General features: G+C 66.6%; 9 protein-coding genes and 4 pseudogenes. 7 read left to right on the top strand and 6 right to left on the bottom strand.

Translation table 11 applies throughout. The features are described from left to right. Positions 1 to 9 precede the first annotated feature (9 nt). The 3 genes from ACGFX9_RS14680 to ACGFX9_RS14670 all read right to left on the bottom strand — a co-directional run bounded on the left by ACGFX9_RS14680 (position 10) and on the right by ACGFX9_RS14670 (position 2,443). Entirely contained in the window at positions 10 to 414 is a 405-nt protein-coding gene (locus tag ACGFX9_RS14680; RefSeq protein ID WP_393470300.1) for a CocE/NonD family hydrolase, read from the bottom strand. Further along, positions 390 to 1,127, bottom strand: a complete 738-nt coding sequence (locus ACGFX9_RS14675; protein ID WP_393470297.1) for an alpha/beta hydrolase-fold protein — start codon at positions 1,125 to 1,127, stop codon at positions 390 to 392. The genes ACGFX9_RS14680 and ACGFX9_RS14675 overlap by 25 nt, the downstream gene beginning before the upstream one ends. A 617-nt stretch (positions 1,128 to 1,744) precedes the next feature. Then, entirely contained in the window at positions 1,745 to 2,443 is a 699-nt protein-coding gene (locus tag ACGFX9_RS14670; RefSeq protein ID WP_393470294.1) for a site-specific integrase, read from the bottom strand. A 307-nt stretch (positions 2,444 to 2,750) separates the two neighbouring features. Between ACGFX9_RS14670 and ACGFX9_RS14665 the strand changes: the two are divergent. Together ACGFX9_RS14665 and ACGFX9_RS14660 are read left to right on the top strand one after the other, a co-directional pair. Next, positions 2,751 to 3,000: pseudogene (locus ACGFX9_RS14665) on the top strand (transposase); the annotation flags it as partial. 487 nt (positions 3,001 to 3,487) lie between these two features. Further along, positions 3,488 to 4,834: a cytochrome P450 gene (locus tag ACGFX9_RS14660; protein WP_393470291.1), complete on the top strand. Its 1,347-nt coding sequence runs from the start codon at positions 3,488 to 3,490 to the stop codon at positions 4,832 to 4,834. Between the two features lie 740 nt (positions 4,835 to 5,574). Here the strand turns inward: ACGFX9_RS14660 and ACGFX9_RS14655 are convergent. Next, complete coding sequence (locus tag ACGFX9_RS14655) at positions 5,575 to 7,587, bottom strand: polyprenyl synthetase family protein (protein ID WP_393470543.1); 2,013 nt, start codon at positions 7,585 to 7,587, stop codon at positions 5,575 to 5,577. Positions 7,588 to 7,602: 15 nt separating this feature from the next. Here ACGFX9_RS14655 and ACGFX9_RS14650 point away from each other — a divergent pair, with 15 nt between their 5' ends. Then, positions 7,603 to 8,805, top strand: coding sequence for an IS110 family transposase (locus ACGFX9_RS14650; RefSeq protein ID WP_393470288.1), 1,203 nt, complete (start codon positions 7,603 to 7,605; stop codon positions 8,803 to 8,805). Between the two features lie 620 nt (positions 8,806 to 9,425). Here the strand turns inward: ACGFX9_RS14650 and ACGFX9_RS14645 are convergent. Beyond that, a pseudogene (locus ACGFX9_RS14645) lies at positions 9,426 to 10,962 on the bottom strand (RHS repeat-associated core domain-containing protein); the annotation flags it as partial. A gap of 3 nt (positions 10,963 to 10,965) precedes the next feature. Here ACGFX9_RS14645 and ACGFX9_RS14640 point away from each other — a divergent pair. The 4 genes and pseudogenes from ACGFX9_RS14640 to ACGFX9_RS14625 form a co-directional block, all read left to right on the top strand. Continuing rightward, positions 10,966 to 11,514, top strand: a pseudogene (locus ACGFX9_RS14640) (aminoacyl--tRNA ligase-related protein); the annotation flags it as partial. Beyond that, positions 11,515 to 12,522: a glycosyltransferase gene (locus ACGFX9_RS14635; protein ID WP_393470285.1), complete on the top strand. Its 1,008-nt coding sequence runs from the start codon at positions 11,515 to 11,517 to the stop codon at positions 12,520 to 12,522. A gap of 96 nt (positions 12,523 to 12,618) precedes the next feature. Beyond that, positions 12,619 to 13,566, top strand: coding sequence for a hypothetical protein (locus tag ACGFX9_RS14630; RefSeq protein ID WP_393470282.1), 948 nt, complete (start codon positions 12,619 to 12,621; stop codon positions 13,564 to 13,566). Positions 13,567 to 13,900: 334 nt separating this feature from the next. Then, positions 13,901 to 14,077, top strand: a pseudogene (locus ACGFX9_RS14625) (HNH endonuclease); the annotation flags it as partial. Between the two features lie 1,183 nt (positions 14,078 to 15,260). Here the strand turns inward: ACGFX9_RS14625 and ACGFX9_RS14620 are convergent. Then, positions 15,261 to 15,734, bottom strand: coding sequence for a type I restriction enzyme endonuclease domain-containing protein (locus ACGFX9_RS14620; protein WP_393470279.1), 474 nt, complete (start codon positions 15,732 to 15,734; stop codon positions 15,261 to 15,263). Positions 15,735 to 16,403: the final 669 nt, after the last annotated feature.

Below are 16,403 nucleotides of genomic sequence, written 5' to 3'. Positions count from 1 at the left end.
CGTCACCTCCTATTCCGGAACGACGGTCAGCTCGAAGTACCAAGGACTGCGGGCATCGTGAAAGAGTCGCTGGTGCGCGGTGACGAACTCCGTTCCGCGCTGGTCGCCCGTGTTCAGGTTGCGGTCCCAGCGAGGGAAGCGACTGTTCGTAACCTGCACCCTGAGCTTGTGTCCGGTCAGGAACACGTTGCTCGTCGACCACAAATCGATCGCTGTCTCCTGAGCCTCGTCGGCGCCGCTATCCATACGGAGGATGCCGTCGCTCAGGTTCAGCGATCGACCGGTGGCGTCCACGTCACAGAGGCGCGCGACCCAGTCGGTCGACGGCGCCGAGCTCTGGACATGCAGGCGTACACAGATCCGCCCTGTGACCTCGAGGTCCTCCTCGATCACATCGGTTGTGAAGACGAGCACGTCAGATCGGGACTCAACGAGCGCCTGGTCAAGGGGCCCGGTCCGGGGCCGAGGCCGAGTGGCCCACCACACGTGGAGACCGGGTCGGCGGGGTCGTAGTCGATCTCGCTCGGCCTTCCATCGATGGTCGGCAGCGTCGTGCTGAGGCAGCCATCGGCATGCAGATGCCAGCGTTCGACACGGGAGCGCTGCAGAGGCAAGGTTTCCCCGTCGCGCCATTCGTTGCGTCCCATCACGAGTATTCGTACCGGCGCCGAGGTGCTTGCAGGCGCGTCATCCGAAGTGTGGCGCCGGAGGAATGCCAGCACGTCATCGCTCCAACTCCCATTCGGAGGTACCCCCGCGTCCCGCATCGACATGATCCCAAAATCCTGCGCGCCGATCCGGTTGCCAACGTCCATGTGCGTCCACGGGCCGATGACCAGTCGCGCCTCCCGGCCCCAATGCGAGGTCACGTTCCAGAACTCGTCGGGGCGATGGAACGTGGCGGTGAAGGCACCGGCGCCACCGGAACTGAGGCCGCAGATGACGCGGCCCTTCGGGCCATCCGTCAGCCGGACCTCCGTCCTGATGACAGGAAAGAGTTCCTCCACCAGGAGTCCGGCGAAGACCTCAGTGACCGAGTCGTACTCGACGGCACGGTTCGTGCTCCCGCCGTAGATCGGATATCCCGGTCCGGTCTCCCCCGAGTTGTGGAAGAGGCCGACGGTCATGGGGATCTCGCCCTGGTGCACGCCGTTGTCAGCACCGTGGTGCCTACCTGTGCCATGTGGTTCCACTGCCAACGGCCACGTCGTGAAGGACCCGTATAAGGCACCCCGCGTTGCCCGTATGGCCTGGCAGGTCATACGGCTCGCGGGTATGGCGGCTGATCGTCACCAAGCCCACTGAGGGCCACTGGCCTGCCCTTCCTCGACGCCAGAGTCTGTCACGGTCCTCCTGAACGACACGACGGGCCCACCCCAGGCATCCGGATAGCTCACTGCAAGATCCGGACCATGTACGGACCAACGCTCTCCGGCGGGCAGCAACAACCACCGTTGCAGCAGGTCAGCACCACTACGAGCGCTGTACCACCAGCAGACGAAGAATCTGCCAGCTTCTTCTGTATCCCACGAGATCACCAAGGTGGAGAGGACGCTCCGGGCCGCTTCAAACGAGCCTGGGCCTCCTCTCTCCCTCGTTGAGCGGCCTCACCTTCATGAGCCGACGCCCTCGTAGTGCAGTTCCTGGCCGCCCGGAGCCACAGCATGTTCCGGGCCTCAACAACGCGGGGAGCAGATGCGGTCACAGCTCTGCTCATGTTCCCCGGATGGCCAAAGCGCGCCTCCTACAGCTTGCGAGTCTTCGTACGGCCAGGCTTGAGCGAGCGTTGCCAGCGGTCTTCTAGCACTCTGAGGATCCGGGTGTTGATCTTGTGGGCGACGTGGGAGTAGATGTCGTTGTTCATGGCGTGGCCGAGACGGCGGGCCTGGGCCACATCGGGGATGTTGTCCTCGATCAGCCAGGTCTTGTGGGAGTGGCGCAGGCCGTGGAAGGTGAGGCCCGGCTTGATCGGCTTCCAGAGGGTGTCGTCCGGGAGGGTGCAGCCCGAGACGGCCGGGGCCCAGTACCGGCGTTGTGTGGTGGAGCGGCGCAGGAGTTTGCCGGTGACGGTGGTGAAGACGTGTTCGCGGCGGTGGGCGGCGAGGTCCTGGGTGAGGAGTGTGGTGAGGAAGGGCGGCAGGGTCACCGTGCGTACGGAGGCTGCGGTTTTGGGAGGGCCGTAGGAGTGGTGGCCGTTGATCTCGTGGAGGGCGCCGTGGTCGGGGTGGACGCTGAACGTTCCGGTGTCGAGGTCGACGGCGTCGCGGCGCAGGCCGGTGAGTTCACCCCAACGCATGCCCGTGTAGGCGGCGGTGACAATCAGGAGGCCGAGGTTGGCGCTGCCGAGGCGGGTGATGCGGCGGGCGATGTCGAGGACGTCGTACTCGTCGCACCAGGCGGCTTCCTCGTTACGGGTACGGCCGCGCTGGCGCGGGATGCGCACAGGGTTGACTGGGATGAGACGTTCGAGGACGGCCGTGGACAGGATGAGGCTGAGGAGTTTCCCGATCGCGGCGACGGTGGTCGGCTTGTAGCGGGCTCTTACTGAGCGTTTCGCCCTGTCTGATGGCGCTACGTGATGCTTTGCGGAGGCCGTTCTACTGGCACTGAAGTGAAAGTCGGGCCCTCAGTTCGCCTTGAGACGCCAGAGGGCTGTTTGATCCCAATGCCTCCTGTCTGATCCCAACCCGTGGCCCGGCGCAGGCCTTTGACCTCTGGTCGGGCCGACCGCCGCGCGGTACATCTGAAACATGTCTGCCGACAGCGGCTATCCGAGCGACCTGCCCGACGAGCGCTGGGCGCTGATCGAGCCGGTGCTCTCGGCCTGGCGTGCCGAACGCCGCGGCCGCGGCCTGGACATCGGCCGCCCGCCCGAACACGACCTGCACTTGCTGATGAACGCGGTCCTGTATGTGGACCGCACCGGCGTTCCCTGGCGCTACCTGCCGCACGACTTCCCGCCCTGGCCCAGGACCTACCACTACTTCGCCTGCTGGCAGCAGGCGCATCACCGAGCAGACCGCGATGCGTTACGTCTCCGCCGCGCACCCCGAGCGAACCGCGAAGTTGCCCAGGTGACCGCGACTTTCAGTGGAGGCAGAATCGGGTCTCGCGCCCGTGCCAGTGCCGTGGGTTCGTGCCCGACACCATTACGCCACCTCGTCGTTAGGACGACGATGAACTTCTCAACTTCGCTGCCTACGGGTGCCGTTGTACGTCTGGGTGACGTGCGTCAGGCTTATGGCCGGTGCCCGGTACTGCTCGGCACCATCGGGGCGAACGGTGCCGACAAGAGCACGACGCTGCTGCGCATCGTGGAGGCGGCAGCCGACAGTGGAACGGTTCTATACCGCGGACGGATGGTCTACTACTGCCCACAGAACAGCGTGCTGCACCCTGCTGTGACGGTTCAGGAGCACGTTCACTACTCGAATCCGCGGCGCTCTGGACGAACGGCCGGCAGCGCGCCGTTGGAGGGTTCGCGAACATGACGACGCAGACCATCCCCAAGGCCCCCGGTGCTCTGCCGGTGCTCGGCCATGTACCGGCTCTACTCCGTGACCCGCTGGGGTTTCTGGACTCCCTGCCAGACCACGACGTGGTCCGGCTGCTGATGGGCAGAGAACCAGCGCTCCTGGTCCGTGAACCGGAACTGACGCGCCAAGTACTCGTCAGCGACCGCACCTTCGACAAAACCGAGTTGTACGGCAAAGGCCGTGAGGTGATGGGTGACGGCCTCCTCATCTGTCCCCACAGCGGGCACCGCCGGACTCGGCGTCTGGTCCAGCCGGTCTTCCACCCGAGCAGGCTGCCTGGCTACGCCAAGGTGATGACCAGCGAGACCGCGGCCGCCACTGGGGCCTGGCGCGACGGGCAGGAGTTCGATGCCCTAAACGAGATGACGCTACTGACGACGCGCACTTTGGTGCGCGCGATGTTCTCAGGTACCCCGCCACCTGGGATGCTGCGCCAAACCACCAAGGACACTCTCACCCTCGCCAAGCTCAGTGGCCCTTTGACCGTCCTGCCGCCTGCGCTGGCTCGGCTGCCGCTGGTTGGCGGTCGCCGCTTCCGCCAAGCAGGCATCCGCCTGCGGGAAGTCACCGGGGGGATGCTCCGCGACCGTTGCGGCGGCGGTGCCGACCCCGGAGATCCACTCTCCGCCCTTTTGGCCGTCCGGCCCTCGGCAGCGACAGAAACCGAAGACCAGAGCTTCACCCACCGAGAAATTATCGACCAGCTCACAGCTTTCTACTTGGCCGGAACGGACACCACTGCCACCACGCTGGCCTGGGCGCTCCTGTTGTTGGCGCAGCATCGAGATGTCGAAGACCGAGTACACGCCGAGGTGGATGCTGTTCTTGCGGGCGCCGGGGCAGATATTGATCACCTGCCCTGCCTACCGCTGACCGCTCAGGTGATCAAGGAAGCGCTACACCTGTACCCGCCGGCCTGGCTGGTGCCCCGCACCGCCACCGCCGATACGCGGTTGGGCAGCCATCACGTTCCCACCGGCATGACCATCGGATACAGCCCCTACGTCATTCACCGCCGGAGCGACCTGTACGAGCATCCCGACCGCTTCGATCCCGACCGCTGGGACCACGAACGGCGTCCACAGCCACCGCGCCACGCCTTCCTCCCCTTCGGAGGAGGCGCCCGCAAGTGCATCGCCGAAGACTTCGCCATGACTCATGCCACCATCGCCCTGGCCACCATCACAGCCCGCTGGCGTCTGACCCTGGTTCCCGGCTGCCGCATCCGCCCGTCCATGGCGATCACACTGGCCCCGAACGGACTGCGCATGCAGGTGACCCCAAGGTCTGCCCAGTAGACCGATCGAGGTCAGCGATCCGGCCCCAGCCCCAGCCCTCAAAGCCGGTGACAGTGCGCGGTGTCGACGCGGCAAGGAGATCCTTTCTCTCCCCGGCGCATCGCAGCGCACACAAGATCACCGTGCGGCGCGGATGGATGCACGCACGCATCGCCGGAGCGGGTACGCCTGACCGGATGTCGCAAGCGCCTGCCCGTCGTTTTCACCGCTGGCGGCGTCGGCGGAGCCACGCGATCGGCCGGCCGCTGGAGTGCCGACGCGAATGGCGCCCAGCTGTCGCGGCGGGTTCGCGGTCAGGCGCAACCGGAACCTGGTGTGGGCCGCTCGGTCGGGATGTGATCGCTTGCGGCGACCGTGGCTCACCGAGCGTCTGACCGCCTGTACCCACGGACCGCAGTTTGCCTGGACGTACCAGTGCATCCGTACCAAGGGCGGCAGTAGAGACGACGAACCGCAGCTGTGGCAGGTCCCCCTTGGCGCTCCGGCCCCGGCCTCTCGCCGACGTTCTCGCGGGCTACCAGCGTCGGCAGACCGCGGGCGCAGAGGGTCTGCAAGCTTAGAAGGGTGAGGATCAGATTCGCCAGCACCGCATTTGACGCTGAGGGACACCACAACTCCCTCGGGATGAGGATCACCACGCCGATCCGACAGAGCGGACTCCGCCAGCGGGCGCTTCCCGCACCGGGCGGTCTTGGCCGGGTGGTTTGCGGGCCGCCTCGCCGTGGCACGGGGCCGGGTTCTCACCCCGTGCAGGGCTGGGGCATGGGCGCTGCCTGGTCGGGGATGCGTTGGGCGGCGTACCAGCCCAGGGCGCGAATCGTGGCCTTTTGCTGGCTTGGCGGAAGCAGGGGGGCGAGGGGCGCCCATGCCTGCTCGATCATGTCGCGGGATGCGGCGAGGATGGTCTTGGGGCTGCCGCAGCCGTGGATGAGGGCGACGGCGTTGTCGGCCCCAGACGGGCTGTGCGTGTGCAGTGCCGCGCGCAGGCTGCGGCGGTCGGCCGCGTCGAGCAGAGCGAGGGCGTGGGCGGCGGGGTAGCTGACCTTGCCGCTGCGCAGGTCCTCGGCGGGGAGTTTCGTGGTCAGGCCCCGCAGGCGGTCCTCGGCGGTGGTCACTCCGTCCAGGTCGGCGACATCGTCACTGATCTGGTAAACGGTGCCGACGGCCTCGAAGTAGTGACCGATCGCGGCAATCTGTCCCTCGTCGGCGTCGGCGAGCACGGCGGACGCCTCGGTGAAGCAGCCTACCGGCATGCCGGTCTTGAGCCGGTGCGCGGTGTGGATGCGCTCCAGCAGGGCCTGGTTGTCGCCGGTGTCGACGGCGTGGTCGAAGGCTTCACGGTGTCCGGCGATGTCCAGGGCCTGTCCGGCGTGGGCGATGCGCAGGGCCCGCAGGTAGAGCCGGTAGACGCGCAGCATGGTGGCGGCGTCGTGTTGCGGGATGCGCTGGAGGAGTGGCTCGAAGGCGAAGTAGCAGGACGTGCCCGCGGTGATCGTCGCGGCCGTGCCGAACCGCACGTGGGATGTCTGCCGGCCCCGGCGAAGCGGCGATTCGTCCTGGATGTCGTCGATGATCGCGGATGCGGTGTGCAGGAGTTCGGTGGCTGCGGCCAGAGGCCGGTAAGGCTCGGGATCCACCCCGAACAGGTCCAGCACGGCGAGACTGGCGTAGGGGCGCCAGGTGCGACCCGGGACATCGAGGAGGTGGCGCACGGGGTCGGCGAGGGCCTTGTCCAGCCGCTCGTGCGTGGACGGGTCCAGATGCGGCCCGTCCTCCACGCCAGCGAGGGCCGCGACGTCGTCACCGGGGTCGGCGGGATACACGGCGCTCGCCTCCTCGCGGGCGATGGCGTAGGCGCGACGCGTGTAGTGCTCGAAGTCGTCGACGGTATTGACCGGCAGGGTTTCAAGGAACGCCACCCCCGTCACCGCGGTGGCACCCACGGTGCCGGTCACCGTGGCGGGGCCCTCCCACACACTGCGGCCAGCGGCGAGGGTACGGATCTCGTGACTGGTGGCGGGCCCAGCAACCTCCAGGTCCAACCCGAGATCAGCGACGGTCAGGCGCACCGCCGTGGGATAGGTGTTGAGCGTGGCCGCGGACGTCCACAGCCGGGTGGGCTGCCAGGACATGGCGTGGTGACCGACGCTCCCGTCCGCAGCAACGACCGTGGCCGTCATCTCCTCACCACGACGGTCCCCAGAATCGGGCAGCGCGATGTAGTAATGCGCCGCGCTGATCTCCCAGCCGTTGTCGAGCTGCACGCCGGCCCACTGCCAGGCACGATCCCCGACACCCGGCTCGCGCGTGGCTCGGTTCCACGATCCGCCCCAGGCGTGTTCGAACCACGCCTGCCCCTCGACCTCCACCCGGGCGCCCTGCGGCGTGAGCAGGGTTCCGCGGGCGTCGAGCCGGGGCAGGACGTGCGTCGTCAGCGCGTCCCAGTTATCGGGAAACCGTCCGGCCAAGCACCCCTCAGTCATCTGGGGCACCCCCGGCTTGCGCGGCACCAGGGTCAGCTCCAGCCCCCCATTACCGTTTTCGTTGGCTCCGCAACGGAGCTTCCGGCCTCTGGGGCCGGCATGACTTCCCCCTCCTGTTGACCATGATTCGGGGGGGGTGGTGTCACCGGTCCCGGAGGCACTGACTGACCGCTGATTAGGGGCATGACCACCGGCTTCTTCGCAGGTCGGGAGGCTCTTCGTAATGTGGATGTGGCGATCGGTGCCGTGGCTTTGAGGCCGGATGAGCACAACCGGAGGACGCACGTGATCGACACCAGCGACATCGACATCTACCTCGGCCTGGACGTCGGCAAGGGCGAACACCACGCCACCGCTCTGTCACCGGCCGGGAAGAAGGTCTTCGACAAGCGGCTGCCCAACACCGAACCCAAACTCCGCGAGCTCTTCGACAAGCTGACGGCCAAGTACGGCGCCATGCTGGTGGTCGTGGACCAGCCCGCGTCCATTGGCGCCCTGCCGCTGGCCGTCGCCCGCGACGTGGGCTGCCAGCTCGCCTACCTGCCCGGATTAACGATGCGGCGGATCGCCGACCTCTACCCCGGCGAGGCCAAAACCGACGCGAGGGACGCGTTCATCATCGCGGACGCCGCCCGGTCGATGCCCCACACCCTGCGCTCCATCGACCTCGAAGACGAGACCATCGCCGAGCTGGAGATGATCGTCGGCTTCGACGACGACCTGACCGGCGAGGCCACCCGCATCGCCAACCGGCTCCACGGCCTCCTCGCCCAGATCCACCCCTCACTGGAACGTGTCCTTGGCCCGCGCATCCAGCACCCGGCCGTGCTGCTGATGCTCGAACAGCACGGCTCACCAGGCCAGTTGAGGAAGGCCGGCAGGCGGCGACTGGTCACCCTGATCCGGCCCAAGGCTCCCAGGATGGCCGAGCGACTTGTCACCGACGTCTTCGCCGCGCTCGACGATCAGACCGTCGTCGTTCCCGGCACTGACGCGGCCTCACTGATCGTCCCCAGCCTGGCCCGCTCCCTCAAAGCCGTCCTCGACCAGCGCACACTCCTGGCTACCCGCATCGAGGAACTCCTGGAACCCCACCCTCTTTCGAAGGTCCTGACGCCCATGCCGGGAGTCGGCGTCAGGACCGGAGCCCGCATCCTCATCGAGGTCGGCGACGGCACCAGCTTCCCCACCGCCGCCCACCTTGCCGCCTATGCAGGTCTCGCTCCCGCGACCCGCAATTCAGGCTCGTCGATCCGCGGCGAACAGCCCTCCCGCAGAGGAAACAAGCAGCTCAAGCGAGCTTTCTTCCTCTCCGCGTTCGCCGCCCTGGGCGACCCGGCATCGCGCACCTACTACGACAAGAAGATCGCGCAGGGCAAGCACCACACCCAAGCCCTGCTCTGCCTCGCCCGCCGCCGAGCCGACGTCCTGTTCGCCATGCTCCGCGACGGAACCTTCTACGATCCGCAACCCGCCCCAACCCCTTGACCAAAGCCATAGGGGCACCCCCCCTTCGATTGCGAGGGCGCACCGACCCGCCGATCTACCCGGTTTCTACGAGTCCAGTGGCTACCAGAACGCCAATGATCAGCAGGAAGCATCCGATGACCACCGGGCCTAGGCGGGCGACGGATTCTCCAGCGGCCGCATTCGCCCGTCCGAAGAAGTTCTGCTGTTTTACCGCCTTGTTCCCGAAATGCTTCCGCAGTGCCATCAACGTGGTTCCCCCGACGATGGCGAGGATCGCAACGAGTACCCTCACCTGTTCTCCTCTTACGTCATGGATTGGCTTTTTGCCTGCGGGTGCCTTTGAGACAGCATCAGGCGTCACGCACCTCGGCAGTGCCCGCCGACGTACCCGCGGCAACGGACGAGGAGGTGAGTTCAGCGACGAATCGCCTGCTTGCTGTGGCACGAGTGTTGGGTGCACAGGCTGTAGCCAGTGCACCCAACGACATCACTTATTGCGTTGGCGTACCAGCTTTGTCACGATGGCGATACCTAGAACGACGGCCACGGCAACGAACAGAATCTGGCCCCAGACTGGGAAGTCAGGGCCACCACCGCGACCAGCTGCACACAGGGTCAGCATTCTTAGCCATCCTCCTCTAGAAGGTGTACTGAACTGTCGCAGAGCACTTGGGATTGGTGGAGTATCCACCCTTGCTGACCCCAGCCGTGGTATCGCCCTCGTTGCTTATTGACGCGCTATAAACGCCGGCAGAGCATTCAAGGGTGCCTGATGGACCGGAAGTAGCGTCACTGCCACTGGCTTCGACACCGCCGCTGGCTCCTGGTGTGCCTGCACCTACCGACACACTGGGGTGCACTGAGCCGTCGTCGTTGATGGCCACGCCTCCTCCGACGCATGCGCCGAAGGCACATACCTCACCACTGATGCCGATGGAGGCCAGGCAGTCAGGGTCTATGCGGTTGACGGGGTCGCCTTCGGCGTAGAGGTAGGGGTTCTTCTCCTGACCGGAGGGGTCGGGGCTGTTGAAGCGGCCGATGTTGGTGTCGTAGTAGCGGGCGCCGAAGTGGTAGAGCCCGGTGGGGTCCTGGTGGCCCCCGGCGAAGCGGTAGGGCTAGCTCACGCCAGCCTTCTCCGTCGCCGTCCGAGTGACGCCGCGGGGGCTGTAGGAGTACGTGTTGACCTTCGCACCCGCTTCGTCGGTAAGTGCGACGACGGAGCCGAGGGCGTCGGTGAGGTAGTAGTACGCCTTGCCGCTGCGGGTCATGCTGTTCAGAGTGCCCCCGGGTTCACGGACGAATCCCGTGTCGACACCGGCAGTGGTCTCTGCTGCCAGGCCGATGGGCCCGGGGTGGAAGTAGGTGTCGCCCAGACGGTGCCGCTCGCTGGAGTCGGTGGAACCGTAGTCGGCGGGGTAGGTCTTTCCGCCAACGGTAAGCGACGTGAGCTGGGAGAAGTCGGACCACTCCTCCGCCGTACGCGTCCCCTCGGAAGTGGATGCGCCCGCGGTCTCGTTACCGGCCTTGTCGTAGGACCAGTCGGTCGTCGAGCCGTTCTTCGATGTGAGCTGGGAGGCGTCGTTGTAGGTGTACGTCGTGCCGCGCGGGCAGCCGGGGTCGATCCCCCTGAGAGGTGAGGTTCCCCGCGGCGTCGTAGCAGTACTGCCAGGAGGAGTTCAGCGTGGCGCCCTTCTCCTCCTTGGCGTAGGAGAAGCGGCCGGCGCTGTCGTAGCTGTAGGTGGTCTTCAGCCCCGAGACAGCGTCGGTGGAGGTACGTATCTTCGCGCCGTCCTTGCCCGCGTTGGCGTAGCTGTAGGCGAGGTCGACCAGGGTGCCCGTGGGCGAGGTGGCCTTGATGTTCTCGGGTCGGCCCGATGCGTCAAGGTCGATGGCCTGGACGGTGCCGCCGGGGTAGGTCGTCTTGGTGCGGGCGTCGTTGTTGTTGTGCTCGTAGGACGTGGTGCGTCCGGACTGGTCCTTGAGGACCTCCAGGCGGTTGGCGTCGTCCCAGGTGTAGTCGATGGTGCCGGTCGGGTCTTTGAACGTGTCGACGTTGCCAGCCGCCGTGTAGGCCAGAACGGTCTGGGAGCCGTCCTGGAGAGTGCGGATCGTCTCGCGGGAGAGCGGGTCGAAGTCGTACTTGACCGTGCCTACGTCGTCGGTGCGTTGCTTGAGGGCGACCTGCCACTCGCGCTGACCGCGCACACACCGTGCTTCCGCTCAGAGGCCGGATCCTACGGCCGCGACACCCGCGGACTGATCCGCCAGCACCAGTTCTCCAAGGTCGAGATGGTCCGCATCTGCGCTCCGGAGACGGCGCGGGCCGAGATGGAGAAGATGACCGGCCACGCCGAGTCCTGCCTGAAGGAGTTGGACCTCGCCTACCGCGTGATCACCCTCGCCGGCGGCGACACCGGATTCTCCGCCCAGCTCACATACGACCTGGAAGTCTGGCTGCCCAGCCAGAACACCTACCGCGAGATCTCCTCGGTCTCCGACTTCGGCACCTTCCAGGGCCGTCGCGCCGCTATCCGCACCCGCGACGAGAACAGCAAGCCCACCCCCGTCGCCACCGTCAACGGCTCCGGCCTGCCCATCGGCCGCACCCTGGCCGCCGTCCTCGAACAGCACCAGCAGGAAGACGGTTCGATCCTGCTGCTCGAATCACTGGTGAAGTACCTCGGCTTCCGCCGGATCGCGGCGGACGGAACCCCCTCGGAGGCATAGGTGTTAGTCGGCGTCTGCGACTTCCCCGGCGATTACGCGTTCCCGCCGTCCGGATACGGCGGGATCGAAAGATGGCTCTGGGCAGTCGCCGAAGGCGCCCGGGCCGCAGGCGCCCGGGCCGCAGGCGCCCGGGCCGCAGGCGCCCGGGCCGCAGGCGCCGATGTGCACCTCCTCGGACCGCTCTGGCGCGATGACCTTGCGCCGGAGTGGACCCGCCGACCGGTACGCCTGGAGGATCTGGAACCCGGCTCACGCGCGGCCCGCGAGCTGCGCGCCACCGGCTACGACCTCTTGATCGTCGGCCACGAGTACCCGACCCTGCCCGCCTCGCATCGCACCCGCGAGCTGCTCGACTGCGACGTGGCCACCTTCCAGCACCACCCCGGATTCCAGCATGCCGCGGACTCCTTCGACGGTGTGCGCGACCGGCTGTACTGCTACTCGCCGGAAATGCTCGAGCGCTACGCCGTCCACCGCCCGATCGCCGAACAGGCCGTCCACCTCGGTCTGAACGAGACCGAACCGCCCTCCGCCCCCGGCCGCGATCTGGTCTGGGTCGGCCGCATCGACGAGGACAAAGCCCCGCACCTGGCCGTGCGCGCCGCCCAGATACTCGGCCGCCGCATCCGCCTGGTCGGCCCGGTCTTCGACGAGTCCTACGTTCGTAACCACGCCGCGCTGCTCACCGCCGAGCACGTCGAGTGGGTCGGTGAAGTCGGCGGCGCGGCGAAGACCGCCGCGTTCCGCGACGCATCCGTCTTCGTCTACACATACGCCCGCACCTACGTGGAGGCCGGTGCCGCCGTCTTCGGTGAATCGCTGCGCGCGGGCACCCCGATCCCCGCCTCACCTGGCGCAAAGGCACGTGTGCCGAGGCTGCCCTGTGCGACCGCACCGGCACCATCACCATCGCCGACCCCGAAGAAGACGACGAGAGCGCCGCCCACGCCCTGGCAGAGGCCATCCGCCGCACCGAATCCCTCGACCACACCGACGTCCAGTCGATAGGCCTCCAACGCTTCTACCCCCGAAGCCACTTCAAAGCGCTGGCCACCCAGCCATGCTGACCGGCCCCGCCTCCCAGCTCCCCGCCATCCTCCGCAAGTGCCTCGGCCCCACTGGGAGTTCACCCGCGACGGCGACCACCTGATCATCGAACACCCGCAACGCGGCACCCCCTATCGGCCTCCCCGCCTCGCGGCGCGCTGGCCGGATCTCCTGACCGCCCTCGCATGCGCCTTCGCCGACCTCGGCGTCCCCCGAGCCCACTGCCTTCCGCTGCACTGGGGCCGCGAGACCGAACTGACCATCTCCGCCGTCCAGGCCCTCGACCCCTACCTCAAGCAGCACGCCCCCGCCCCCTACCGCCAGGGCTACCTCCCGCAGCCCGTCGTCCGCCTCACCGGCAAGCGCGACGCCCACGGTAACCTCCACGACGGCTTCCCGACCTCCTTCGTCAACACCTCCCGCGTCCACCCCATCACCGAACTCACCGCCTACGGCACCGTCCTCGACGAATGGCTGACCGCCCTGTCCCGCATGGGCTTCCATGCCCGCCATCTCAAGATCCACGGCTCCCTCCGGACCTGGAGCCGCCGCCAGGTATCGGGCATCACCCTCCGCTACGACCACGCCGGCCTCCCCCTCGGCGACCTCGTGCTCCTGTGGAACACCGAAGACCCCACCCACCTCGCCGTCGACCTCGGCACTTCCCTCGAACGTCTCACCTGGGCGCGCTCCCGCCTTCCCTGGCGCAACCTGATCCACGGCCCCCTCGCCAACGCCGCCCCGCCAGACGTGCTCGACGCCATCCGCACCGCGACGCTCCTCCTGGGCCACGGCATCACTCCAAGCGCCCGCGGCGCGGGCAACATCACCCGCCGCGTCGCCGCCCCCATCCCCCACACCACGGCCGCGCTTGGTCTCAGCGCCGCTGTCCGCGCGTACTACGCATACTGGGCAGGGTTATCCCCTCTGGCCACGCCATGGGGCGACGTATCCACCCAACTCGAACGTGAGGTCACAGCACGCGGCCATGCGCCACTCCGCTGACTATGCGGCGCGCACCGCGGCACGATGAGGTTGAGTTGGCTGATCGCGGCGGTGGAAGCGAGGACTGCCCTGGCCTAGCCGGCCCGACAGCGGCGGCTCCTGCAGGTATCGAAGCCTTACAAACGGGCGAGCCGTACCGCGCGAAGAGCTGGCATCTGGCACCTCGTCAGCGCTGCGACACATCCACATCCGACCCTCGGCCAGGATGAGGACTCGACTATCTTGATCCGAGAGCTTCAACTGGCGGACCATTCCGGCGAGATGAGGAATCGTGGGTAGAGCGGCTGAAGTTAGCGACAGCACTCGCAGAGAGCTCTGGCGGCTAGCGAACGGTATGTGCTCCATGTGCCGATGCGAGCTGGATCCGGGCACCTCGGGGCGGACAGCGACAGCCCAGGCCGCGCACATTCGAGCTCTCAGCGATCGCGGCCCACGGGCATCTGCCAACATGCCCACTGCCGACAGGAACGCCGTATCCAACCTCATGTATCTCTGCCCAAACTGCCACGACAAGATCGATAAGGCGACCGGAGCCGAGGCTTTCACCACCGAGCATCTCCTCAGGATCAAACGGGATCACGAAAGCCTGATGGCCATGCTGCGCCGGTCGGCGCAGCCGTGGAGCATGAGCTACAGCGCCATTGATTACGTCAACATGCCCCGTGTGGCTATGCTCCTGAGCGGGCACGCCGTTCTGCAAGTCGCCCAGAGAGCAGGACTTGACCCTCAGAAGCCCTTTCGACACCAAGGTGCCGCTCCCGGCCTCTTCGTCGCAGAGTTGCGCCCGGCATTCGAAGCCTGGCGTGAGCACGCGGTTCCGTTGGATACAGCGCACGTTACAGACATTCGCACGGGCATGTACGTGACCTTCGATGCGACTATGCGCAGCCACAATACTTTGCACGGTACGCCGCAGCAGCGTCCGGACGGCTCATGGTCGAGTGGTCCAAATCTTTCTTTCCCCCTTGACGGCCACGCGATCACCGTCAGGTATGACCCTGCATGGCTGACCACCGGCACGGCGACCAATGACCTCGTCACCGCGGAGAGCGAACCCGCGCGCTATGCAGGCTTCGGCCTGGTTGTGGCCGTTTCGGAGAAGAATATTCGGGTGTCAGCCCACGTTTTCGGCCGACCACAAACCTCGTTCGGCGCTTACTGGAAGTACAGGATGCACAGCAGGGGAACCATGACCCAGCACCTCGACAGCGATGACTTCACGGTGAACAGCTCGACATCACCAAGCACCCCGCACAAGGTGGGTCGCGCAGGCGACGACGTCTCCGTGGCACTGCACTTCGACGAGAACTCACTCCTTCCAGGGCAATTGGAGCGCGAGACATTCCGCCAGCTCATGCGTGTGTTGCCAGAAGTGCGCCGTGATATCACCGTCGGCGTACGAAGTCTCGCCACGTTCGCATTGACTTCCCAAGGCATGTCACCGACTGACCTCTCGGCGGCACTGCTGGGAGGATCACCGAAGGTTTGGGCCTCTCATTCGATCGATGCTTGGGAGACAGTGTTGAGGACACGGGAGATCGCCTTCGCCTGCGTACAAGGTATTCGCCAGGGAGATCTCGCTGACCTTCATCACGAACTCCTCAGTCACTCAGATAGCTACCTCGGCGCACTGCAAGTTCGGGTAGAGCGCCCCCTGCACAAGTTCCTCTACGGGGACTCCCCCACGTTCCGGATTACCGGCACAGACCTCCGGCTGCTGTACAGCGCGCGAGAGTACAGCGAGGAGTACGGGATCGAAGACCAACGGGATCACGGCCGGTTGTCCGAGTTGGAGGGCCTCGAGGGCTTTCGATCCGTTTCATGGGAAGAGGACGAGCAGCAAAGCGCTGAGGATCTACGTCAAGCCGAGTCCGACATGGCCGAGTTCTTTGGTGGCCTGTAGCGGCATCGGGCCCAGGAGCGTTGCCGCCGCCGGACAGGTCCTTACGGATGTCCGCCACGAGCGCACAGGCGATCTCAGCCAGGGTCTCGTCGCCGCCGACCATGAGTTCTGCCATGCCCCGGTGGGCGACGGCGTCGTAGAAGGCAAGTTCAGCAGGGCTAAGCGGCGGCTCGAAGCGTTCGCCACAGTCGGCTTCAGCCAGGAATCCCTGGATCATGGCGGCGAGTTCGGAGATCGCCTGGGCGCTGGTGAGCTGTCGGAGCATGGAGCGCCGCATGAGTGCCGTGCAGCAGACTTTGTCGGCTGTACCGTCCGAGACGGCCACTTCTGAGGCAGCCGACCTCTACCTGAAGTTCGGCCGCAAGGTCGCCCGTATCGACAGCTGACGAAGGAACCGGCTGGCCGTCCCTCCCATGCGAGGGGCAGCCCGTCGGTCCTTTGACCGGGAGGACTGAGCACCTACCTCCGCATGCAGCGCGGCCATATACAGTCGGCTGAAGCAGTGTCCCAGTGCCGGACCATCATCGAATCGCACTGACAACGCGTACGGCGCGATCACGGCTGCTGCTCCGGGCCAGCTCCCACGGAGCGAGAGCGATCGGTCCTGTCCCATGCCTTGTACGCGAACCGTTTCTGAATACCTTGTGCAAATCCGGCGCCACGCCCTACTCCTGGTCGGCGTGCTTGCCGTAGGCCAGCTCTTCCTCGGCCCCTACGCCTCCCAACAGTCCCCGGCCGCGGCACCCCGGCCCGTCGCAGACGGCCTGGCCATCGGGTGTGCGAAACGGCCCGCGGTCCGGGATGCCTCCCGATCTCCCGGATCGGCCCCAGGAGACCCGGGGTGATCAGGAATACTAGGCACGAGAACCCTCTGCGATCTTGCCTGAGCGCGCCGAAAAGCGTGCCATAAGGCCGGGTTCGGACCGGGATGTGA

The sequence above is a fragment of the Streptomyces sp. NPDC048436 genome (assembly GCF_043200355.1).
Lineage (GTDB): Bacteria > Actinomycetota > Actinomycetes > Streptomycetales > Streptomycetaceae > Streptomyces.
This window is presented reverse-complemented; position numbering and strand designations above follow the sequence as displayed.

Bases quoted from the DNA above. Each gene is read 5' to 3' on its own strand.
- ACGFX9_RS14620 (WP_393470279.1), bottom strand. From the start codon at position 15,734: ATGCTCCGACAGCTCACCAGCGCCCAGGCGATCTCCGAACTCGCCGCC.
- ACGFX9_RS14660 (WP_393470291.1), top strand. From the start codon at position 3,488: ATGACGACGCAGACCATCCCCAAGGCCCCCGGTGCTCTGCCGGTGCTC.
- ACGFX9_RS14675 (WP_393470297.1), bottom strand. From the start codon at position 1,127: ATGACCGTCGGCCTCTTCCACAACTCGGGGGAGACCGGACCGGGATAT.